This is a genomic window from Pseudomonas sp. MWU12-3088 (genome assembly GCF_023242405.1).
Classification (GTDB): Bacteria; Pseudomonadota; Gammaproteobacteria; order Pseudomonadales; family Pseudomonadaceae; genus Aquipseudomonas; species Aquipseudomonas kribbensis.
In genome coordinates this window covers 76,189-97,449 of the sequence record NZ_JALJEA010000015.1, presented here as the reverse complement: position 1 = coordinate 97,449, position 21,261 = coordinate 76,189, and the positions used below count along the sequence as shown (strand labels likewise).

Annotated in this window: 22 protein-coding genes; 10 read left to right on the top strand and 12 right to left on the bottom strand. The window is 61.6% G+C overall.

Going from position 1 to position 21,261, the window contains the following annotated elements:
* Nucleotides 1-35: 35 nt before the first annotated feature.
* Nucleotides 36-932, bottom strand: a complete 897-nt coding sequence (gene xerD / locus M5B98_RS26685; RefSeq protein ID WP_248744463.1) for a site-specific tyrosine recombinase XerD — start codon at nt 930-932, stop codon at nt 36-38.
* A 108-nt stretch (nt 933-1,040) separates the two neighbouring features.
* Here xerD and M5B98_RS26680 point away from each other — a divergent pair, with 108 nt between their 5' ends.
* Nucleotides 1,041-2,852, top strand: a complete 1,812-nt coding sequence (locus M5B98_RS26680; RefSeq protein ID WP_248744462.1) for a cation:proton antiporter — start codon at nt 1,041-1,043, stop codon at nt 2,850-2,852.
* 24 nt (nt 2,853-2,876) lie between these two features.
* Here M5B98_RS26680 and M5B98_RS26675 read toward each other — a convergent pair whose 3' ends face one another.
* The 6 genes from M5B98_RS26675 to ffh all read right to left on the bottom strand — a co-directional run bounded on the left by M5B98_RS26675 (nt 2,877) and on the right by ffh (nt 6,953).
* A complete protein-coding gene (locus M5B98_RS26675; protein ID WP_114881518.1) occupies nt 2,877-3,290 on the bottom strand; it encodes an acyl-CoA thioesterase in 414 nt (137 codons plus the stop codon).
* 91 nt (nt 3,291-3,381) lie between these two features.
* Nucleotides 3,382-3,732: a 50S ribosomal protein L19 gene (gene rplS, locus M5B98_RS26670; RefSeq protein ID WP_009047143.1), complete on the bottom strand. Its 351-nt coding sequence runs from the start codon at nt 3,730-3,732 to the stop codon at nt 3,382-3,384.
* Between the two features lie 45 nt (nt 3,733-3,777).
* Nucleotides 3,778-4,530, bottom strand: a complete 753-nt coding sequence (trmD, locus tag M5B98_RS26665; protein ID WP_085711645.1) for a tRNA (guanosine(37)-N1)-methyltransferase TrmD — start codon at nt 4,528-4,530, stop codon at nt 3,778-3,780.
* Nucleotides 4,531-4,532: 2 nt separating this feature from the next.
* Nucleotides 4,533-5,069 (bottom strand): ribosome maturation factor RimM, encoded by a 537-nt coding sequence (gene rimM / locus M5B98_RS26660; RefSeq protein ID WP_085711646.1) that lies wholly within the window; start codon nt 5,067-5,069, stop codon nt 4,533-4,535.
* A 5-nt stretch (nt 5,070-5,074) separates the two neighbouring features.
* The gene (gene rpsP / locus M5B98_RS26655) at nt 5,075-5,326 is read right to left on the bottom strand and encodes a 30S ribosomal protein S16 (protein WP_003198088.1); all 252 of its coding nucleotides are present in this window, start codon (nt 5,324-5,326) and stop codon (nt 5,075-5,077) included.
* Between the two features lie 250 nt (nt 5,327-5,576).
* Entirely contained in the window at nt 5,577-6,953 is a 1,377-nt protein-coding gene (gene ffh, locus M5B98_RS26650) for a signal recognition particle protein (RefSeq protein ID WP_248744461.1), read from the bottom strand.
* A 209-nt stretch (nt 6,954-7,162) separates the two neighbouring features.
* On the opposite strand from ffh, the gene M5B98_RS26645 reads away from it, so the two are divergent.
* From M5B98_RS26645 to M5B98_RS26635, 3 genes are all read left to right on the top strand, one after another.
* Nucleotides 7,163-7,975, top strand: coding sequence for an inner membrane protein YpjD (locus tag M5B98_RS26645; protein WP_248744460.1), 813 nt, complete (start codon nt 7,163-7,165; stop codon nt 7,973-7,975).
* Nucleotides 7,976-7,987: 12 nt separating this feature from the next.
* Nucleotides 7,988-9,229 carry a transporter associated domain-containing protein gene (locus tag M5B98_RS26640; RefSeq protein ID WP_248738220.1) on the top strand — a complete coding sequence of 414 codons (1,242 nt, stop codon included), beginning with the start codon at nt 7,988-7,990 and terminating at the stop codon, nt 9,227-9,229.
* Nucleotides 9,230-9,464: 235 nt separating this feature from the next.
* A complete protein-coding gene (locus M5B98_RS26635; protein WP_248744459.1) occupies nt 9,465-10,781 on the top strand; it encodes an MFS transporter in 1,317 nt (438 codons plus the stop codon).
* 46 nt (nt 10,782-10,827) lie between these two features.
* Here the strand turns inward: M5B98_RS26635 and purT are convergent, their stop codons facing one another.
* The 5 genes from purT to M5B98_RS26610 form a co-directional block, all read right to left on the bottom strand.
* Nucleotides 10,828-12,009 carry a formate-dependent phosphoribosylglycinamide formyltransferase gene (purT, locus tag M5B98_RS26630; protein WP_024011715.1) on the bottom strand — a complete coding sequence of 394 codons (1,182 nt, stop codon included), beginning with the start codon at nt 12,007-12,009 and terminating at the stop codon, nt 10,828-10,830.
* A gap of 100 nt (nt 12,010-12,109) precedes the next feature.
* Nucleotides 12,110-12,577: a VUT family protein gene (locus tag M5B98_RS26625; RefSeq protein WP_248738222.1), complete on the bottom strand. Its 468-nt coding sequence runs from the start codon at nt 12,575-12,577 to the stop codon at nt 12,110-12,112.
* Nucleotides 12,578-12,808: 231 nt separating this feature from the next.
* Complete coding sequence (locus M5B98_RS26620; RefSeq protein ID WP_248744458.1) at nt 12,809-13,021, bottom strand: DUF1289 domain-containing protein; 213 nt, start codon at nt 13,019-13,021, stop codon at nt 12,809-12,811.
* A complete protein-coding gene (locus tag M5B98_RS26615; protein WP_248744457.1) occupies nt 13,018-13,542 on the bottom strand; it encodes a gamma carbonic anhydrase family protein in 525 nt (174 codons plus the stop codon). Before M5B98_RS26615 ends, M5B98_RS26620 begins: the two co-directional genes overlap by 4 nt.
* Nucleotides 13,543-13,589: 47 nt before the next feature.
* Entirely contained in the window at nt 13,590-14,189 is a 600-nt protein-coding gene (locus tag M5B98_RS26610; protein ID WP_085711654.1) for a CoA pyrophosphatase, read from the bottom strand.
* Between the two features lie 147 nt (nt 14,190-14,336).
* Here M5B98_RS26610 and M5B98_RS26605 point away from each other — a divergent pair, with 147 nt between their 5' ends.
* The 6 genes from M5B98_RS26605 to ptsP all read left to right on the top strand — a co-directional run bounded on the left by M5B98_RS26605 (nt 14,337) and on the right by ptsP (nt 21,257).
* Complete coding sequence (locus tag M5B98_RS26605; RefSeq protein WP_096819233.1) at nt 14,337-14,888, top strand: NUDIX hydrolase; 552 nt, start codon at nt 14,337-14,339, stop codon at nt 14,886-14,888.
* Between the two features lie 103 nt (nt 14,889-14,991).
* Nucleotides 14,992-15,507: a L,D-transpeptidase family protein gene (locus tag M5B98_RS26600; RefSeq protein WP_085711656.1), complete on the top strand. Its 516-nt coding sequence runs from the start codon at nt 14,992-14,994 to the stop codon at nt 15,505-15,507.
* Between the two features lie 329 nt (nt 15,508-15,836).
* On the top strand, nt 15,837-16,568 hold the full coding sequence (locus M5B98_RS26595) for a GntR family transcriptional regulator (protein ID WP_192559858.1): 732 nt from the start codon (nt 15,837-15,839) through the stop codon (nt 16,566-16,568).
* Between the two features lie 30 nt (nt 16,569-16,598).
* The gene (gene nagA, locus M5B98_RS26590) at nt 16,599-17,705 is read left to right on the top strand and encodes an N-acetylglucosamine-6-phosphate deacetylase (protein ID WP_248744456.1); all 1,107 of its coding nucleotides are present in this window, start codon (nt 16,599-16,601) and stop codon (nt 17,703-17,705) included.
* A complete protein-coding gene (locus M5B98_RS26585) occupies nt 17,698-18,708 on the top strand; it encodes an SIS domain-containing protein (RefSeq protein ID WP_248744483.1) in 1,011 nt (336 codons plus the stop codon). The genes nagA and M5B98_RS26585 overlap by 8 nt, the downstream gene beginning before the upstream one ends.
* A gap of 35 nt (nt 18,709-18,743) precedes the next feature.
* Complete coding sequence (ptsP, locus tag M5B98_RS26580; RefSeq protein WP_248744455.1) at nt 18,744-21,257, top strand: phosphoenolpyruvate--protein phosphotransferase; 2,514 nt, start codon at nt 18,744-18,746, stop codon at nt 21,255-21,257.
* Nucleotides 21,258-21,261: the final 4 nt, after the last annotated feature.

Below are 21,261 nucleotides of genomic sequence, written 5' to 3'. Positions count from 1 at the left end.
CCGTGGCCGAATGCGCCTGTCGCAAGGCAGAACGCTCAGCCACGCGGGTGATGTCTGGCGTGCAGATCCTGCAACCGCGCCCGGGCGACGTGCGTGTAGATCTGTGTGGTGGACAGGTCGCTGTGGCCCAGCAGCATCTGCACCACCCGCAAATCCGCGCCATGGTTGAGCAAGTGTGTGGCAAACGCGTGACGCAGCGTGTGGGGCGACAGCGATTTGCCGATTCCGGCAACCTTGGCCTGATGTTTGATGCGGTGCCAGAAGGTCTGGCGGGTCATCCGCTCGCCGCGCTGGCTGGGGAACAACACATCGCTGGGGCGCCCGCCCAGCAACTCGCCGCGACCGTCGCGCAGGTAGCGCTCGACCCAGACAATCGCTTCCTCGCCCATCGGCACCAGCCGCTCCTTGCTGCCCTTGCCCATCACCCGCAACACGCCCTGCCGCAGGTTGACCTGCTCCAGGGTCAGGCTGATCAGCTCGGTCACCCGCAACCCACAGGCGTAAAGGACTTCGAGCATGGCACGGTCGCGCTGGCCGATGGCTTCGCTCAGGTCTGGAGCCTTCAGCAGCGCTTCCACGTCGGCTTCTGACAGGGATTTGGGCAACGGCCTGCCCAGTTGCGGCATGTCGACACGCAAGGTCGGATCGACCGAGATCAGTTTTTCCCGCAGCAAATAGCGATAAAAGCCACGCACGCCCGAGAGAAATCTCGCGGTGGAACGGGGTTTGTAGTTCTGCTCCAGACGCCAGGCCAGGTGATCGAGGATCAACTCGCGCCCGGCATTGATCAGTTCGAGATTTTTCTCCTGCAGCCAGCCGTTGAACAGCGCCAGATCACTGCGGTAGGCATCACGGGTGTTGTCGGACAGGCCTTTCTCCAGCCACAGGGCATCGAGGAATTGGTCAATCAGCGGGTGGTCGATGGCAGGCATGGGCACTCTGGGCGCGCCGGCACTGGCACGGCACGCAAATAAACAGTGAACGGTTGAAAGGCTCGCTAGTCTTTCATAGCCCGCTATTTCAAGGAACAGGGAGCTTCAATGAACGAGCAGCAAATTCTCTTGGCCTTCGGCGGTATTGGTGCTGCCGCTCTGGGCTGTCAATGGCTGGCGTGGCGGCTGAAGTTGCCGGCGATTCTGTTTCTGCTGTTGACCGGCATTCTCGCCGGACCCGTGCTGGGCTGGCTCGACCCGCAGGAAATGTTTGGTCCGCTGCTGATGCCACTGGTGTCACTGGCAGTGGCGCTGATCCTGTTCGAGGGCAGCCTGACCCTGCATCTGTCGGAGTGGCGCGAGATCGGCAGCGTCGTGCATCGGCTGGTGACCCTCGGCGCGCTCTCGACCTGGACAGTCATTGCGGTGGCGACCCACTGGCTGCTGGGCTTCGACTGGCTGCTCGCCATCCTGTTCGGCAGCCTGACCCTGGTGACCGGCCCGACCGTGATCGTGCCGATGCTGCGCGTGGTAAGGCCGAAGGCTTCGATCGCCAACATCCTGCGCTGGGAAGGGATTGTGATCGACCCGATCGGTGCGCTGCTCGCGGTGGTGGTCTACAGCTTCATCATTGCCCGGACCGAAGGCCATGGCCTGGAACAGAGCCTGCTCACGTTCGGCGGGGTGATTGTCTGCGGCAGCGCGTTCGGCATCGCCGGTGGCTGGCTGCTCGGTACGATCATTCGGCGTCAATGGCTGCCGGAGTATTTGCACAATCTGGCATCGCTCGCCGCCGTGCTGGGGATATTCATCGCCGCCAACCAGACCCTGCACGAATCCGGGCTGCTGGCGGTGACGCTGATGGGCATGTGGCTGGCGAACATGAAGGGCGTGGATGTGCGGCACATTCTGCACTTCAAGGAAAACCTCAGCGTGCTGCTGATTTCCGGGTTGTTCATTCTGCTGGCGGCGCGGCTGGACCTGAACGCGCTGATCGGTCTCGGACCGCTGGTGCTGATTTTGTTACTGGTGATCCAGCTGATCGCCCGACCGCTGAACGTAGTCTTGAGTACCGCAGGTTCGAGCCTGAGTTGGCGTGAGCGTGCATTGTTGTGCTGGATCGCCCCGCGCGGGATCGTCGCGGCGGCAGTCTCGGCGATCTTTGCGATTCGCCTGGATGCTGCCGGCCATGAAGGCGCGCTGTTGCTGGTTCCGCTGACCTTCGCCGTGATCATCGGCACCGTCGTGCTGCAAAGTGCGACGGCCCGACCACTGGCGCGCCTGTTGAAGGTGGCGGAACCGGCACCCAGCGGTTTCCTCATCGTTGGTGCAAACGGCCCGGCGCGCCTGCTCGGCAAGTCGCTGCAACAACTGGGCAGCCGGGTGCTGCTCACCGATTCGAGCTGGGAAAACATTCGGGCGGCACGCATGGATGGTTTGCCGACCTACTTCGGTAATCCGGCCTCGCAGCACGCGGATGCGCATCTGGATCTGGTGGGGCTGGGACATTTGCTGGCGCTGTCACCGTCCGGCGAACTCAATACGCTGGCAGCCATGCGCTTTCGACATGACTTTGGCCATCAACGCCTGTTCGGACTGGCCAGCGGTCATGAAAGCCGCCGCAGCGACAAGCACCGCGCCAGCCTGGAACATCGCGGCAATCAACTGGGGAGCGAGGCGCTGACTTACGCCAGGCTGGCCAGCCAGTTGGGCCAGGGCGCCGATCTGTACAGCACGACGCTGACGGACGGGTTTGGCTGGGACGATTACCGGGCGCTGCATGGCAACCGCGCGACACTGCTGTTCATGCGCGATGACAGTGGCTGGGTGCATGTGGTGACGCCGGAGACCGTGCTGAAACCGGGGCCGGGGTGGACGTTGCTGGCGTTGATTCAGCCTGAGATCAGCGACGGCGCATAAATCCAATCGCGGCTCGGTGCTGGATCAGGCCGCGAAGCCCGGCAGCACGGGCACTGGCCGCTTGTCATCATCGATGGCAACGAAGCTGAACTGCCCGTGGATAGCCTTTTCGCGTCCGTCACAGCTCATGCTTTCAACGAACACTTCCACCTCGACCTTGAGGCTGGTGTTGCCGACCTTGATCACCCGCCCGACCAGCTCGACGATGGAACCTGCCGGGATCGCATGGTTGAAATCGATCCGGTCGGTGGAGACCGTCACCAGCGGCAGACGGCAGAAACGCGTGGCGGTGATGAAGGACACTTCATCCATCCAGGCCAGCGCGGTGCCGCCGAACAGGGTGTTGTGGTGATTGGTGGTCGGCGGGAAGACCGCCTTGGTCACGCGGGTCACCGAGAGTTCGGTGCGGCGTTCGATTTCTTGCTCGCGAGATGTCATGGGTACGGCCTGAAACAATGATGCTGTGGATAAATTGCGGACAACAAAAAAGCAGCCCGTAGGCTGCTTTTTTCTGCATCGGAAGCTGGACTTAAGCCAGTTTTTCCTTGATGCGAGCTGCTTTACCCGACAGGTCGCGCAGGTAGTACAGCTTGGCTTTACGTACGTCACCGCGACGTTTGACAGCCATGCTGTCGATCTGCGGGGAGTAGGTCTGGAAAGTACGTTCTACGCCAACACCGTTGGAGATTTTACGAACGGTGAACGCACTGTTCACGCCGCGGTTACGCTTGGCGATTACAACGCCTTCGAACGCTTGCAGACGGGAACGATCGCCTTCCTTCACTTTCACCTGAACGACAATGGTGTCGCCCGGGGCAAAGGCTGGGATCTCTTTGGTCATCTGCTCTGCTTCGAGTGCAAGGATGATTTTGTTGGTCATGCTGTGCTCCTAAGGTAAATCGTCGGATCTACCATCGATACGTTGTTAACTATCGTCCCGCTCGCGGATGTATTCCTCGAGCAGCTTCTTCTCTTCTCCAGAAAGCGAGCGGCTTTCCAGAAGATCGGCGCGTCGTTCATAGGTCCGACCAAGGGACTGCTGTAAACGCCAACGCCGGATGTGTGCGTGATTGCCACTTAGCAATACGTCGGGAACACGCTGATCCGCATACACCTCCGGTCGGGTGTAGTGCGGGCAATCCAGCAAACCATCCGTGAAGGAGTCTTCCTCCGCGGAGTCCGCATGCCCTAAAGCTCCGGGCAGCAGTCGTGTAACCGCATCTATCAGGACCATCGCCGGCAGCTCGCCGCCAGACAGGACATAGTCCCCAATCGACCACTCTTCATCGACATGAGCATCAATAAAACGCTCGTCAATGCCTTCATAGCGACCGGCAATCAGGATCAATGCATCCGATTTCGCCAGTTCGCGTACCGCCGACTGAGTCAGTTGACGGCCTTGGGGGGACAGGTAAATCACCTTCGCCGCCTCCCCGGCTGCTGCCTTGGCCTGAACCAGAGCATCTTCCAGGGGCTTGATCTTCATCACCATGCCCGGACCACCGCCAAACGGGCGATCGTCCACAGTGTGATGCCGATCCGTCGTGTAATCCCGCGGATTCCAACAGGTCAGCTGCAAGAGCCCCTGTTTGACCGCTCGACTGGTGATGCCGTAGTCGCCGATGGCGGAAAACATCTCGGGAAACAAACTGATCACTTCTACGCGCAAGTTAGCCACGCTTAGAAGTCCGCGTCCCAATCCACCTTCATCTCGCCCGCTGCGAGGTCGACTGCCAACACGCATTGCTCCGTATAGGGCAACAGGCGTTCGCGATCATCCAGGCTGCCAGCGCAAGGCTTGACTACCATTACATCATTGGCGCCGGTTTCCAGAAGATGATCGATTTTCCCGAGCAATTGCCCAAGTGTGTCGATGACCTTCAGACCTTCCAGCTGGTACCAGTAGTACTCGCCTTCGGTCAATTCAGCGAACAGGCTGCGCGGCACGCAGATCTCGTAACCGGCCAGAAGACGAGCTTCTTCACGATCATCAAGACCCTTGAGCTTTGCGACCAGGAACTTGTCGCTCCCGCGTCCACTGACCAGCTCGACCTGTTTGACATTGCCTTCGCGCTTGAGCGTCCAGGTTTTGTACTGCAACAGGTTTTCAGTCGGATCAGTAAAGGAATAAACCTTCACTTCGCCGCGAACGCCGTGAACAGAATAAATTTTGCCAATAACGATCAAATCATCGGCAACAGCAGGCGTCGCGTTCATATTGCTCAGGCCGCAGCCTTAGCCGATTCCTTCAGCAACTGAGCAACACGCTCAGAAGGCTGTGCACCAACGCTCAGCCAGTAGGCTACGCGCTCTTGGTTCACGGACAGACGAACTTCCTGACCACGGGCAACAGGGTTGAAGAAACCAACCTGTTCTTTGTGGGAACCGTCACGCGGGTTGCGGGAGTCGGTTACGGTCAGGTGGTAAAACGGGCGCTTTTTGGAGCCGCCAAGGGCAAGACGGATTGTTAGCATGTGAACATCGTTCCTGTAGTCGGTGCTGCAAATCTAAATGCACAGCGGGCATGGGTGCCCGAAAGGCCGCATATTCTAAGGAATATCCGGACTTTTGCAAATGACTTTTTCCGGCGCCTATGGCATGCCGTGCTGATTTGCGGTAGAGCCGTCAATGAAAACGGCCAGTCAGCTCCCGCCGAATGCGGGTTTGCTGTTGATCCCGCGTCCTTGCGGGGTCTGCGCCGGTACGACGACCGGCGCGGATTCTTTACATTTTCGGCATGCCGCCGCCGGGCAGCATTCCGCCCATGCCGCGCATCATTTTCGCCATTCCGCCCTTGGCGGAGAATTTCTTCATCATCTTCTGCATCTGCTTGTGCTGCTTGATCAAGCGACCGATGTCCTGCACCTGGGTGCCGGAACCCATGGCGATCCGGCGCTTGCGCGAACCGCTGATCAGCTCGGGGTCGCGGCGCTCGGCCGGGGTCATGGAGTTGATGATGGCTTCCATCTGCTTGAACTGCTTCTCTGCCGCACTCTGGGCATTGCCCATCTGCGACAGGTTGACGCCACCGATGCTCGGCAGCTTGTCCATGAGGCCGCCGAGGCCGCCCATGTTCTTCATCTGTTGCAGCTGATCGCGGAAGTCTTCGAGGTCGAAGCCCTTGCCCTTCTTCAGCTTCTTGGCCAGTTTGTCGGCCTTGTCCTTGTCGAGGGTCGCTTCGGCCTGTTCGATCAGGCTGAGCACGTCGCCCATGCCGAGGATCCGCGAGGCAATACGCTCAGGGTGGAACGGGTCGAGGGCTTCGGTCTTCTCGCCCATACCGATGAACTTGATCGGTTTGCCGGTAATGGCACGAACGGACAGCGCGGCACCGCCACGGGCGTCACCGTCGACCTTGGTCAGGATCACGCCGGTCAGCGGCAGTGCATCGCCGAAGGCCTTGGCCGTGTTGGCGGCGTCCTGACCGGTCATGGCGTCGACCACGAACAGGGTTTCGACCGGGTTGATCGCGGCGTGCAGCGCCTTGATCTCGCCCATCATCTCTTCGTCGATGTGCAGACGACCGGCGGTATCGACGATGACCACGTCGATGAATTTCAGTTTTGCTTCTTTAATAGCCGCGTTGGCGATGTCGACCGGCTTCTGGCTCAGATCGGACGGGAAGAACGTCACGCCGATATCATTGGCCAGGGTTTCCAGCTGTTTGATAGCGGCAGGACGATAGATGTCCGCCGACACGACCATGACCGACTTCTTCTTGCGCTCTTTAAGGAAGCGCGCCAGTTTGCCGGCGGTGGTGGTTTTACCCGCACCCTGCAGACCGGCCATCAGGATGACGGCAGGCGGCACGGCGCTCAGGTTCAAGTCTTCGTTGGCCGCGCCCATCAGGCTTTCGAGTTCGGCCTGGACGATCTTCACGAACGCCTGGCCCGGCGTCAGACTGCGCGACACCTCGGTGCCGACTGCACGTTCCTTGACCGAATTGACGAAGTCCTTGACCACCGGCAGGGCAACGTCGGCTTCGAGCAACGCCATGCGCACTTCGCGCAGGGTGTCTTTGATGTTGTCTTCGGTCAGTTTCGCCTTGCCGGTGACATGGCGCAGCGTCTGCGAGAGACGGTCGGTTAAGTTTTCAAACATTGCGCGATCCTTTCAGGCCCTGTGTAGACCGGGATAATGGCGGCCCGGACCGGAATCAACATGTACTCGGCGAGCCTGCGGCGTGGGCAGGTCGCGGATTATAGCGAAGACTGCGTCTGGCGGACACCTCGCTGTCAGCTTGCCGGTCTTTCGTGTGATGACCGTTCTATGCCAAACTCAGCGCCTTTCGGGCTTGCCTAACAGGATTTATGCTCCCCTTGTCACCGAGTTTGCTGACCACCCTCGCCGCCGCCCTTCTCTATGCCGCTGCGACCCTTTATCAGGGCACCCGCCTGGCCACTGGCGCCAAGGCCAACAAGCGCCTGCTGGTCACGCTTGGCGTGCTCGCCGTGCTGGCCCACAGTGCCAGCCTGCTGACTCACCTGCTGACGCCGATCGGGCTGGGCCTGGACTTCTTCAGTGCGTCGAGCCTGATTGCCGCAGCGGTCATCGCCCTGACCCTGCTGGCCTGCTCGCGGATCCCGGTGGAAAACCTGCTGGTCCTGCTGTTCCCGCTGGGGGCGATCACCGTGTCGCTGGCGCAGTTTGCGCCGACCGGCACCGTGCAGATCATCGACGAGGAGCCGGGCATTCTTGCGCACATCCTGCTATCGATCCTCGCCTACGGCATGTTCACCATCGCCGTGTTCCAGGCCTTGTTGCTGCTGGTGCAGGATCACCAGCTCAAGAACAAGCACCCGTCCGGGCTGATCAAGAACTTCCCGCCGCTGCAAACCATGGAAAGCCTGCTGTTCGGCTTCCTCTGGGCCGGCTGGACGCTGCTGTCGCTGTCGCTGATTTCCGGCTGGCTGTTCGTCGAGAACCTGTTTGCCCAGCACCTGGTGCACAAGACCCTGCTGGCCTGCCTGGCCTGGATCGTGTTCAGCGTGCTGTTGTGGGGCCGCAACCGCCTGGGCTGGCGTGGCCACAAAGCGATTCGCTGGACCCTCGCCGGTTTCTGTCTGCTGATGTTGGCGTATTTCGGCAGCAAACTGGTCCGTGAATACATCCTGCACATCTGACGGGCGGCATAAATGGACGGTTTGCCCATAGGGCCGATGCTCGCGGTATTTGTCCTGCTGATTCTCTGGTCGGGGCTATTTACCGCCATCGAAGTGGCGCAACAGCATCTGCTGGCACAACGCACCGCGTCGCGCGCCAGTGACAAACCACTGGCCAAGCTCAGCTTCCCGCTCGACAGCCTGATCCTGTGCAACACCCTGTGCCGCGCCCTCGCCGTGGTGCTTGCCACGCTGTTGGCGATTTTCCTTTGTGAAGAAAATGGTCCCTGGGCAGCCACCCTGGGTGCCGGCGCCGTCTTGCTGGTGTTTGCCGACTATTTCCCGCGCACCCTCGCCCAACGTTATCCGGATGCCGTGCTGTCATTCGGCAACACGTTGCTGGCAGTGCCGCTGAAAGTGATCTATCCGCTCGCATGGCTGCTGAGCAGCATCAGTGGATTGCTGCTACGTCCGCTGGTGCGCAAACCTCAGGTCGTGCAGCAGAGCGAAGACGATGTCCCCGCGGAGCGCCATGACGATCCGGAACACCCGTCTCGCCCGCACCCGGTTTCCGGCATCCATGCACTGGACAACATCACGGTCAACGACATCCTGGTGCCTCGCAGTGACGTCGACGGCATCAATCTCGACGATCCGATCGAAGAGATCATCGAGCAATTGCGCCACAACAAACGCACCCGCCTGCCGGTCTTCCACAGCGACATCAACCAGGTCGAGGCGGTCCTCAACACCCGGCAGGTCCGTCATTTGCTGGACGATCACAGCCTGACCCGCGAAGCCCTGCTGGCCGCCAGTTACGAGCCGTACTTCGTCCCGGAGAGCACACCGCTGCAACTGCAGCTACTGAATTTCCACAAGCAGCAGCGGCGCCTGGGCATGGTGGTGGACGAATACGGCGAAGTACTGGGAATCGTCACCCTGGAAGACATTCTCGAAGAGATCGTCGGCGAATTCGAAAGCGAACACAGCCTCGACAACCCGCACATCCATCCGCAGGCCGACGGGCGCATGGTGATCGACGGCGCGGCATCGATCCGCGAACTGAACAAATGCCTGGGCTGGCATCTGCCCAGCGACGGCCCGCGAACCCTGAATGGCCTGGTGACCGAAGCGCTGGAAACCATTCCGGAAAGCGCGGTGTGCCTGAAGATCGGGCGCTATCGCCTGGAGATCCTCGAAACCGAGGAAAACCGCGTGAGCAAAGTGCTCATCTGGCACACCAGCTCGGCACCGGCACTCACTCCCGTCCGCTAGCTCGCCCCTTGTTCAATCGTTAGCCACCTTCCTATAATCGCGGTGCTTACCCAAGCCCCGCCGAACCCCGTGCTTACCCCGCACCTGACAGGTTCCGGCCGGTTCATCGCCGCTTTCCGCATCACACCGACGACTGTTCCTACCTGAAACAGCGCTCGCGCCCTATCCCACATCCCCGGGTAGTCGACCATAATAATTCGCTCCAATGGAGCTCATGACTGTCAGGGATCACCGCATGACGACCAGTACCGCTTACAGCGACACCGCGCCGACCCAACCGGCCAACTCCGCCACCCGGGTGGCCACCGCGAGCTTCATCGGCACGGCCATCGAGTTCTACGATTTCTACGTCTATGCCACCGCCGCCGCACTGGTGATCGGTCCGGTGTTCTTTCCGCAGACATCCGGCACCGCGCAGATGCTCTCGGCCTTCCTCACCTTCGGTATCGCCTTCCTCGCCCGCCCGCTGGGTTCGGCGCTGTTCGGCCATTTCGGCGACCGGATCGGGCGCAAATCCACACTGGTGGCTTCGTTGCTGCTGATGGGTGTCTGCACCACGCTGATCGGCGTACTGCCGGGTTACGACAGCATCGGGGCGTGGGCACCGATCCTGCTATGCGTGCTGCGCTTCGGCCAGGGCCTGGGATTGGGTGGCGAATGGGGCGGCGCGGCACTGCTGGCGACCGAAAACGCACCAAAGGGCAAACGAGCCTGGTTCGGCATGTTCCCGCAGCTTGGTCCTTCGATCGGATTTCTGGCAGCCAACGGCCTGTTCCTGACCCTGGCCATGACGCTCAATGACGAACAGTTCCGCAGTTGGGGCTGGCGGATACCGTTCCTGCTCAGTGCGGTACTGGTGATGGTCGGGCTGTATGTGCGTCTCAAGCTGCACGAAACCCCAGTATTCGCCAACGCCATCGCCCGCCAGGAGCGGGTGAAAGTGCCGCTGGTCGAGCTGTTCAGCCAATACTGGGCGCCAACGTTGTTGGGTGCTGCCGCCATGGTGGTCTGCTACGCGTTGTTCTACATCTCTACGGTGTTTTCCCTGAGCTACGGCGTGTCGACGCTGGGCTACAGCCGCGAGACATTCCTCGGTCTGCTGTGCTTCGCCGTGCTGTTCATGGCAGCCGCCACGCCACTGTCAGCCTGGGCAAGTGACCGTTACGGGCGTAAACCAGTGCTGATCGTCGGCGGTGTGCTGGCGATTCTTTCCGGATTCCTGATGGAGCCGTTGCTGACTCAGGGCTCGACCTGGGGCGTGGCGCTGTTTCTGTGCATCGAGCTGTTCCTGATGGGCGTGACGTTCGCCCCGATGGGCGCGCTGCTGCCGGAACTGTTTCCGACACACGTGCGGTATACCGGTGCATCGGCGGCCTACAACCTCGGCGGCATCGTTGGAGCCTCGGCGGCGCCGTTCTTTGCGCAGAAACTGGTGGCGATGGGTGGTTTGAGTTACGTCGGCGGGTATGTATCGGGGGCGGCGGTGCTCAGCTTGATCGCCGTGCTGTGCCTGAAGGAAACGCGCCATAACGACCTGAATCAGGTGTCGTAAGCGAAATGATCGCTCCCGCGCGGGCGGGAGCGATCAGACAGCGAGATTACAGCTCTACAACGACCGCCTGGGAAGCACGGGTCGCCTTGGCACGAGCGGCCTCGATCGACTCGTCGCGGGCCAGTGCAACACCCATGCGGCGCTGGCCATTGACCTCAGGCTTGCCGAACAGGCGCAGCGCGGTATCCGGCTCGCTCAGCGCAGCGCCAAGATTGGCGAATGCGGTCTGGGTCGACTGGCCTTCCACCAGAATCACCGCCGATGCCGATGGACCGAACTGACGGATCAGCGGCACCGGTAAACCAAGGATTGCCCGGGCGTGCAGGGCGAACTGCGACAGATCCTGGGAAATCAGGGTCACCAGACCGGTGTCGTGCGGACGCGGCGAGACTTCGCTGAACCACACCTGATCACCCTTGATGAACAACTCGACGCCAAACAGGCCACGGCCACCCAACGCCTCGGTCACGGCTTTGGCAACGCGCTCGGACTCAGCCAGAGCAATCGGGCTCATGGCTTGTGGCTGCCAGGATTCCTGATAGTCGCCCTTTTCCTGACGGTGGCCGACCGGTGCACAGAACGTGGTGCCGCCGATATGACGCACGGTCAGCAGGGTGATTTCGTAGTCGAAATCGATGAAGCCTTCGATGATCACCCGGCCTTTACCGGCACGACCGCCCTCTTGTGCGTAGTCCCAGGCTTTCTGCACGTCATCGGCGCTGCGCAGCAGGCTCTGGCCCTTGCCTGACGAACTCATCACCGGTTTGACGACGCACGGGAAACCCAGGTCCTGAACAGCCTTGCTGTAGTCCTCGAAGGTGTCGGCGAAGTGGTATGGCGAAGTCGGCAGATCCAGCTCTTCGGCGGCCAGACGACGAATGCCCTCGCGGTTCATGGTCAGCTGAGCGGCGCGGGCGGTCGGTATCACGGTGAAACCTTCGGCTTCCAGCTCGACCAGGGTGGCGGTGGCGATGGCTTCGATTTCCGGCACGATGAAGTGCGGCTTCTCGGCTTCGATCACCGCACGCAGGGCGGCGCCGTCGAGCATGTTGATCACGTGGCTGCGATGGGCGACCTGCATGGCCGGCGCATTGGCGTAACGGTCAACGGCGATCACTTCAACGCCCAGGCGTTGCAGCTCGATCACCACTTCCTTGCCCAACTCACCACAGCCACACAGCAATACGCGGGTCGCGGTCGGCGACAATGGAGTTCCGATACGGGTCATCTCAGGTCCTCAAAGAAGCGGATCATCGAGGAAAGCAACGCCAGACGCGCTTTCCATGGGGAGAAAGCGCGGCATTTTACATGAACCTGAGGGTTTGGCTTCAGCCGGCGACAGCCTGTTTGCGTTCGCGCCAGGCCATGATCAGCCAGACCGCAGTCACACCGGCGAACTTCGAGGCCAGGGCGGTGATGATCACCGGCGGTGTCAGCAGGTCGATCATGCCGAAAAAGATGAAGGTATCAAGGGGAATGCTCAGCGCCGAACTGATCCACAGACGATCACGCAACGGACGCTTGGTGATGCTGAACACCAGCCAGTCGATGCACTCGGACACCGCGAACGCGGTGGCGCTGGCCAGCGCGATCGATGGATCGGAGGTGACATAGGACAGCACCAGCGCCGCCAGCATCGCCACAATCGCGCCATGGCCGAAACGGATCTGCACCATGTCGCGCAGCACGAACACCAGCCCGCCCCAGGCCGACCAGATGATGTCCAGATGCGGCGCGGTGGAGAAAGCGAAGTTGATCAGCACGACGCTGCTGATGTAGGCGATGAGGAAGAGCATGGGCGTGACCTGTCAATTTGGCGCACAGGTTACTGGACCCGAAGATCAAGAGCCACCCCCTCACCCCAGCCCTCTCCCCCATGGGGGGAGAGGGGGAAAGGGAGCAGATCGGGGGCTTTTCAAATCTTGAGTTCGACTCGGTATTTCAGGTCGATGTAGATCGGAAGAACAGCTCGGTCAGTCCCCTCTCCCTTCGGGAGAGGGCTAGGGTGAGGGCATTTTAAAGGTTGATTACGACTTCGAAGAAGGCAACATCCAAATCAAACCACTCGCCTTCGCCCGCTCATGGCACAACCCCAGTACCACCCGCCGTTCGTCGTTGGTCATCCGGCTCCAGCGGGTGATTTCCTCGACCGTGCGCTGGCAACCGGTGCAAATGTCATCCTCGTCCAGCGCGCAAATGCTCACGCACGGCGAGGCGACAGGTCTTTCCGGGGTTGTCATTCTTCCTGCTCGACCAGATCGCGCGCATAGCGCTGGGAGTTATGCACATAGTGCGCGGCGCTGGCTTCGAGCATCTTCTTCTGCGGCTCGGTCAGTTCACGCACGACCTTGCCCGGAGAGCCCATTACCAGCGAACCATCCGGGATATCCTTGCCTTCGCCGATCAGCGAATTGGCGCCGATGATGCAGTTCTTGCCGATCTTCGCGCCGTTGAGGATGACGGCGTTGATGCCGATCAGGCTGTAGTCGCCGACCGTGCAGCCGTGGAGCATGGCGTTGTGGCCGATGGTCACGCCGGTACCGATGGTCAGCGGATAACCCATGTCGGTGTGCATCACCGTGCCATCCTGCACGTTGCTGTTCTTGCCGATCAGGATCAGTTCGTTGTCGCCGCGCAACACGGCGTTGAACCAGACGTTGGCGCCCTCTTCCAGCTTGACCTTGCCCACCAGCACGGCGTTGGGGGCGACCCAGCTCTGCGGATGGGTTTCGACGCGGGCGTCGCCCAGGCGATATTTCATCTTGTTTTCCTCAGGGCTCACGATGGCTGACCATTCGAACGATGGCTTCAGGTATTGATAAAGCTTTTAGGCGGTCGATGCAGGCTGATTTTGGCGTCATAGAGCAGGTTGATCAACTCGACGATCATGATCGCCGTCAGCCCCCAGATCTTGTATTCGCCGTAACGATAGCTCGGCACGTACCAACTGCGGCCCTGATAGTCGATACGGTGGGTGTGTTCGCGCGGGTCCTTGCGGAAGAATTCCAGGGGCACGCTGAACACCGCAGCGATCTCGGCATCATTGGCCTGGTATTCGACAAAATCGGGAATCACCCCGACATACGGCGTGACCTTGATGCCATGCAGGGAAATCAGCGGGCTGAGCGGACCGATCACTTCGACCAGGCCGGGCGGCAGGCCGATTTCCTCTTCGGCCTCACGCAGCGCGGTGAAGATCAGGTCCGGGTCTTCCGGGTCGCGCCTGCCACCGGGAAAGGCGACTTCGCCACCGTGGGTCGAGAGCCCGCTGGCGCGCAGGGTGAGGACAAGCTCGGGTTCGTCACTGCGAGTAATCGGCACCAGGACGGCGGCCTCGGGGAAACGCGTGTCGGTCTCCAGCGTGCGCGGCGTGTGATTGCTTACCCGGTGCAGTAGCTCGTCCAGCATAAGTGTTCTCGATCTGTGCCTTGCCCTGCATCATGCACCAATCAATGCGACCGCCCAAGCCCTGAACAAGGGTCATGTCGCGAAACGACAACTTGCCGACTGACACCGCTGCACGCCAAGATAGGCGCAGCATTCAGGAACCCCAGCATGAAATTTTGCAGCCAGTGCGGCAACCCGGTGACCCAGCGCATTCCCGAAGGCGACTCGCGGCTGCGATTTGTCTGCGACAGCTGTCAGACCATTCACTACCAGAACCCCAATATCGTGGCCGGCTGTGTAGCGACCTGGGGCAGCAAAGTCCTGCTCTGCCGTCGTGCCATCGAACCACGCCTCGGTTACTGGACGCTGCCCGCCGGTTTCATGGAGAACGGCGAGACCATCGAGCAGGCCGCCATCCGCGAAACCGCCGAGGAGGCCTGCGCCCGGGTGCGCAACCTGAGCATCTACACCCTGATCGACGTGCCGCACATCAGTCAGGTGCATGTGTTCTTTCGCGCCGAGCTCGCAGACCTGGATTTTTCCGCCGGCCCCGAGAGTCTCGAAGTGCAACTGTTCGACGAAGCGCAGATTCCATGGGACGAGCTGGCTTTCCGCACGGTGGGCCGTACCTTAGAATGCTTCTTCGCTGACCGCCGCGCCGAGACTTACCCGGTTCGTTCGGAATCGATCCCGCCGCTCGCTCAACCGGCCATCACTTGATTTCAGCGCCAGCCGGCCGATAACCAGCGTGCGCAGCCCGCGACAGCGCCTGCATAAGATCTATAAATAAATTATCTGCATCACCTTCTGGGGAATCGTTTCAATGCGCTGGTTGCTTGCCCTGTTTTGCCTGTCGTTCGTCACCGTCTCCCAAGCGTCGTTCGTGACCACCGTGACGCCTTCGAACACCCCGCTCATCGAAAAAATACTGGTGCTCAAATCAGCTCATCAACTGCAGTTGATCGCCGACGGCAAACCGCTCAAGAGCTATCGCATTTCCCTGGGCAAGGGCGCGAAGAAAGGTCCGAAACTGATTGAAGGCGATAAACGCACACCCGAAGGTTTCTATTGGATCGACTGGCGCAAGACCAGCGACAAATTCAACCTGTCGATGCACATCTCCTACCCGAACATCAGCGACTCCGCCCGCGCCCGCCGTGAAGGCGTCGAGCCCGGCGGCATGATCATGATCCACGGCACGCCGGATTCCGCAGAGAACCCGGAAAACCTGTTCCACACCCTGGACTGGACCGACGGCTGCATCGCCATGCGCAACGTCGACATGCGCGAAGTCTGGAACCTGGTGCCGGACGGCACGATGATCGAAATCCGCCCCTGATTCTGTCACCAGGGCACCCGCTCTCTCCGGGCCGCGAAGCGGCCCTTTCCCCTGACCATTGGTCGCCCGCAAAAAATAAATGCAAAAGATCGCAGCCTGCGGCAACGCCTGAACGGTGATACCACTTTCACCCGCCGGAACTGCCGCAGACTGCGATCTTTTGCGTTTCAGCACCCACCTCTAATACCACTTGAAACCACCCGCCCTCAAACACCCGATTCCAAAGGACTACAGGCCTTTCCACTGCGTTGACATGGTATGCAAGTGGTATTAGTTTTTGCCGAAATAGCGAGCGACAACAAATCAATATCAGCTCCGGAAATGCCTGCATGAATGACCTACACGCCCTGCGCCCTGACGACTCCCAGCCGACGCCGCTGTACCTGCAACTGGCGCGCAACCTGGAAGCAGCGATTCATGCCGGCCAGTGGAAAGCCGAACAGGCGATGCCATCGGAGCGCAATCTCAGCGAGATGCTGGGGATTTCCCGGGTCACCGCCCGCAAGGCGCTGGAAGTCCTGCTCGATCAAGGTTTGATCCGCCGCCTGCAAGGTTCCGGCACTTTCATCACCCCACGCCTTGAACAACCACTGTCGCGCCTCTCGGGCTTCAGCGAAATGCTCCGCCTCAAGGGCTTCGTGCCCAGCTCGCAATGGCTGGAGCGGGAAATCACCCTGCCAACCCACGAAGAACTGATCCGCCTCGGCCTGTCGCCGAACGACAAGGTCGCGCGCATGAAACGCCTGCGCAAGGCCGACGACACCGTGATGGCCATCGAGATGAGCACCCTGCCCGCCTCGATCATGCCCAGGCCACAGGTGGTGGGCGACTCCCTCTACGAACACCTCGACAGCATCGGCAAACCGATCGTGCGCGCCTTGCAGCACATCCAGGCGATCAACGCCTCGGATGAGTTCGCCGCGCTGGTCGGCATCGCCCCCGGCACCGCGATGCTGCTGATGACCCGGGTCGGCTACCTGGAAGACAACACGCCGATCGAAGTCACCGACACCTATTGCCGCAACGACTACTACGACTTTGTTGCAGAGCTTCGCCGCTGATCAGCAGCCAGGCCAAACGAGAGAAGCGAAATGTCCGAAGACAACATCCTCACCGCTGACGGCTGGATTCGCGGCCGGCTGATCCACGAACACGGCAGAGTCGTGTCCATCGAAGGCGTGCCCTGCGATCCGGCGGACAACGACCTGCCTTACCTGCTGCCGGGTTTCATCGACCTGCACGTTCACGGCGGCGGCGGCAAGGACATCATGGAAGGCACCAGCGCCTTCGAGACCATCACCCGAACCCACGTGCGTTTCGGCACCACCTCGCTGCTGGCCACCACGATGACCGCGCCGAGTGCCGAGATTGCCAGCGTGCTTAAGGATGTCGGCGAATTCTGCGAACAGCGTCCGAAAGGTGCCGCCCGGGTCCTCGGCGTTCACCTCGAAGGTCCGTACATCAATCCCGGCAAACTCGGTGCCCAGCCGAACTTCGCCCACACCGCGTTGATGGCCGAGGTGGAAGAGTATCTGGCACTGGCGCCGATCCGGGTGATCACCATCGCCCCGGAAATCGCCGGTCACGACGGTTTGATTCGTGAACTGAGCCGCCGTGGCATCCGCATGCAGATCGGCCACACCCTCGGCAGTTACGAGGAAGGCGTCGCCGCTCTCGAAGCCGGCGCTACCAGTTTCACGCATTTGTACAACGCCATGAGCCCGCTGCATCACCGCGAACCGGGCATCGTTGGCGCGGCACTGGCCCACGCCAAGTTCGCTGAACTGATCCCGGACTTGCTGCACGTGCACCCCGGCGCAATCCGCGTGGCCCTGCGCTCGATTCCGTGCCTGTACTGCGTCACCGATTCGACCGCCGCCGCCGGCATGCCCGACGGCGAGTACAAGCTCGGCAGCCACACCGTCACCAAATGCCTGGGCGGCGTGCGCCTGCCGGACGGCACGCTGGCCGGGAGCACCCTGACCATGGATCAGGCCCTGCGCAATCTGGTGAAGATCGGTCTGCCGATTGCCGAGGCCTCGCAACGTCTTTCGCAATTCCCCGCCGACTATCTCGGCATCACCGAACGCGGGCGCCTGCAACCCGGCGCCTGGGCCGACTGCGTGCGGCTGGATCGCTCACTCACACTGACCGCCGTCATGGTCGAAGGAGAAGACATTGACTTCAAAAATGCTTGAGGAGGCGCTGTCCTCGTTCGAGGCCGTGCAAGCCCAACTGCAACAGCTCGATGGCTCGATGATCGAGATCGCCGGGCGCCTGCGCCGTCAGCCACCGCAAGTGGCGATGACCGTCGCCCGCGGCAGTTCCGATCATGCGGCCAGCTATTTTGCCTACCTGACGATGCAGCAACTGGGCATTCCGGTGGCGTCGCTGCCGATGTCGGTGGTCACCATGCAGCAGGCGCCGTTGAAGGTCAGCGGTCAGGTCGCGTTCGCGTTTTCCCAGTCGGGCCAGAGCCCGGATCTGGTCAACAGCCTGCGTCTGCTGCGCAAGCGCGGTGCCTTGAGCGTGTCGATGGTCAACGCCTCCGATTCGCCGCTGGAAGCCGCGTGCGAGTTCAGCCTGCCGTTGCTGGCCGGCACCGAAAGCAGCGTCGCCGCGACCAAGAGCTTTATCGCCACCCTCAGCGCCAGCGCCCGCCTGATCGCGCACTGGAAAGAAGACCGCGAATTGCTGGAGGCACACAACGCCCTGCCCGAAGGCTTGCGTAATGCCGCGCAACAGGACTGGAGCCCGGCCATCGACGCCCTGCGTGATTGCGAGCGTTTGATGGTGATCGGCCGTGGCGCCGGTTTTGCCATCGCCCAGGAAGCCGCGCTGAAATTCAAGGAAACCTCGGCGATCCAGGCCGAAGCCTTCAGCAGTGCCGAAGTGCGTCACGGCCCGATGGCCCTGATCGACGCCAACTACCCTTTGCTGGTGTTTGCCCCGCGCGGCGCCGAGCAGGCCGGCCTGCTGAGCCTTGCGGCGGAAATGCGTCAGCGTGGTGCTCGTGTGCTGCTGGCGGCGCCGGACGATGTGCTCGAACGCGACCTGACCCTGAGCCGGGCTGAACACCCGGCGCTCGACCCGATCCTGGCGATCCAGAGTTTCTACGTGATGGCCGCCAACCTGGCCGTGGCCCGTGGCATGGACCCGGATCAGCCGCGACACCTGAGCAAAGTCACCCGTACGCACTGAGTCCGAACCGAACGTTTTCCTGATGAGACCGAGCCATGCACAACAACAATAAAGAGCTGACTTTAAGCGCCCCGCTCAGCGGCCCGGTGCTCACGCTCGCCAAAGTTCCGGACGCGGTGTTCGCCAGCGGCGCGATGGGCGACGGCATTGCCATCGACCCGCTCAACGACACCCTGTACTCGCCCTGCGCCGGGGTGGTGATCCACGTCGCCCGCACCGGCCATGCGCTGACCGTGCGAGCCGACAACGGCGCGGAAATCCTCCTGCACCTGGGGCTCGACACTGTCGAGTTGCAGGGCGAAGGTTTCTCGATGCTGGTCAAGGAAGGCACGCGGGTCAGCAGTGGCCAGCCATTGCTGCGCTATGACCTGGACAAGGTCGGCCGTCAGTGCAAAAGCCTGGTCAGCCTGTTGATCCTGACCAACAGCCAGGATTTCCAGGCACGCCCCATCACCCTGAAAACAGTGAAGGTCGGCGAGCCGCTGTTGCACATCGTCGCCCGACACGGCACGGCGGCGAACGCGGAAGAATCCGGTGGCCCGGAAGTTCACGGTCATGTGCGGGTCGCTCATCGTGGCGGTCTGCATGCACGTCCGGCGGCGTTGATCCGCCAGACTGCGCAAGGTTTCAAGAGCCAGTCGCAGCTGCATTTCGCCGGCAAGTCGGCGCCGTGCAACAGCCTCATCGGCTTGATGGGCCTGGCGATTGGCGAACAGGACGAAGTGCAAGTCAGTTGCCAGGGTTCCGACGCGCAAGCGGCGCTGCAAGCCTTGCTCGCTGCCCTGGCCACCGCCCTGCCGGAGGATCATCACGCCGCTGCACCGGTTGCTGCCGCCCCGCGTAATCGCCCGGCCGAGGCTGGCGTGTTGCACGGCGTGTGCGCTGCACCGGGTCTGGTCGGTGGGCCGTTGTTTCGCCTGAACGCGATCAGCCTGCCGACGGACACAGGCAATCATCAGCCCGAGCAACAATTGCAGATCCTCGACACGGCGCTGAATCAGGTTCGCAGCGAAATCGACGGCACCCTCGCCCAGGCGAAAAAACAGCGTAATGCCGACGAAGAAGCGATTTTCGCCGCGCATCTGGCGCTGCTGGAAGACCCGGCCCTGCTCGACGCCGCGCAACAATCGATTGAAACCGGTACTGCGGCGACTCACGCCTGGAGCCAATCCATCGATACGCAATGCGAAGTGCTGCAAAACACCGGCAGCCCGTTGCTCGCCGAGCGCGCCAACGATCTGCGCGACTTGAAACAACGAGTTCTGCGTGCCCTGCTTGGTGAAGCCTGGCATTACGAAGTGCCGGCCGGTGCCATCGTCGCCGCTCACGAACTGACGCCGTCGGACCTGCTGCAACTGAGCGCGCAAGGCGTCGCCGGATTGTGCATGGCCGAGGGTGGCGCAACGTCACACGTGGCGATTCTGGCCCGGGGCAAAGGCCTGCCGTGCATGGTCGCACTGGGCTCGGCGCTGCTTGATCAAACGCAAGGCCAATCGGTGGTGCTCGACGCCGACGGCGGACGCCTCGAACTGACGCCGAACGCCGAGCGCCTGGCCGAAGTCCAACAAGCGCAAATCGACCGTCAGCAACGTCGCGATGCCCAGCAAGCCAAAGCCCATCTGCCGGCCGAAACCCGCAACGGCGTGGCCATCGAAGTGGTCGCCAACGTCGCCTCCAGCCATGAAGCGGCGGATGCGTTTGCCAACGGCGCCGATGGCGTCGGCCTGTTGCGCACCGAGTTCCTGTTCGTCGATCGCCACACCGCGCCGGATGTCGAAGAGCAGCGCGCCGCCTATCAAGCGGTGATCGATGCCATGGGCGAAAAATCAGTGATCATCCGCACCATCGACGTCGGTGGCGACAAACAACTCGACTATCTGCCGCTGCCAGTGGAGGCCAACCCGGTACTTGGCCTGCGCGGTATTCGCCTGGCCCAGGCCCGCCCGGAAATCCTCGATCAGCAACTGCGCGCCCTGCTGCAGGTCAGCCCGTTGCAGCGCTGCCGGATCCTGTTGCCGATGGTCACCGAAGTCGACGAACTGCTGCACATCCGCCAGCGGGTCGATGCGCTGTGTCTGGAACTGGGCATCAATCAACGTCCGGAAATCGGCGTGATGATCGAAGTCCCCGCGGCTGCGCTGCAGGCCGAACAACTGGCCGAACACGCCGACTTCCTGTCCATCGGCACCAACGACCTGTCGCAATACACCCTGGCCATGGACCGCGACCACGCCGGCCTCGCCGCACGGGTCGATGCCCTGCACCCGGCGCTACTGCGCCTGATCGCCATGACCTGCGAAGGCGCGGCGGTACATAAACGCTGGGTCGGCGTGTGCGGCGCACTTGCTTCCGATCCGCTGGCGACGCCGGTGTTGATCGGCCTGGGCGTGACCGAGCTGTCGGTGAGCCCGGTACAAATTGGTGAAATCAAGGATCGCGTGCGCCAACTGCACGAAGCCGAATGCCAACGCCTCGCCCGGGACTTGCTCAAGCTGAGCAGCGCCGCCGCGGTGCGTCATGCCTGTCATCAACATTGGCCTCTGCGCTAACAAA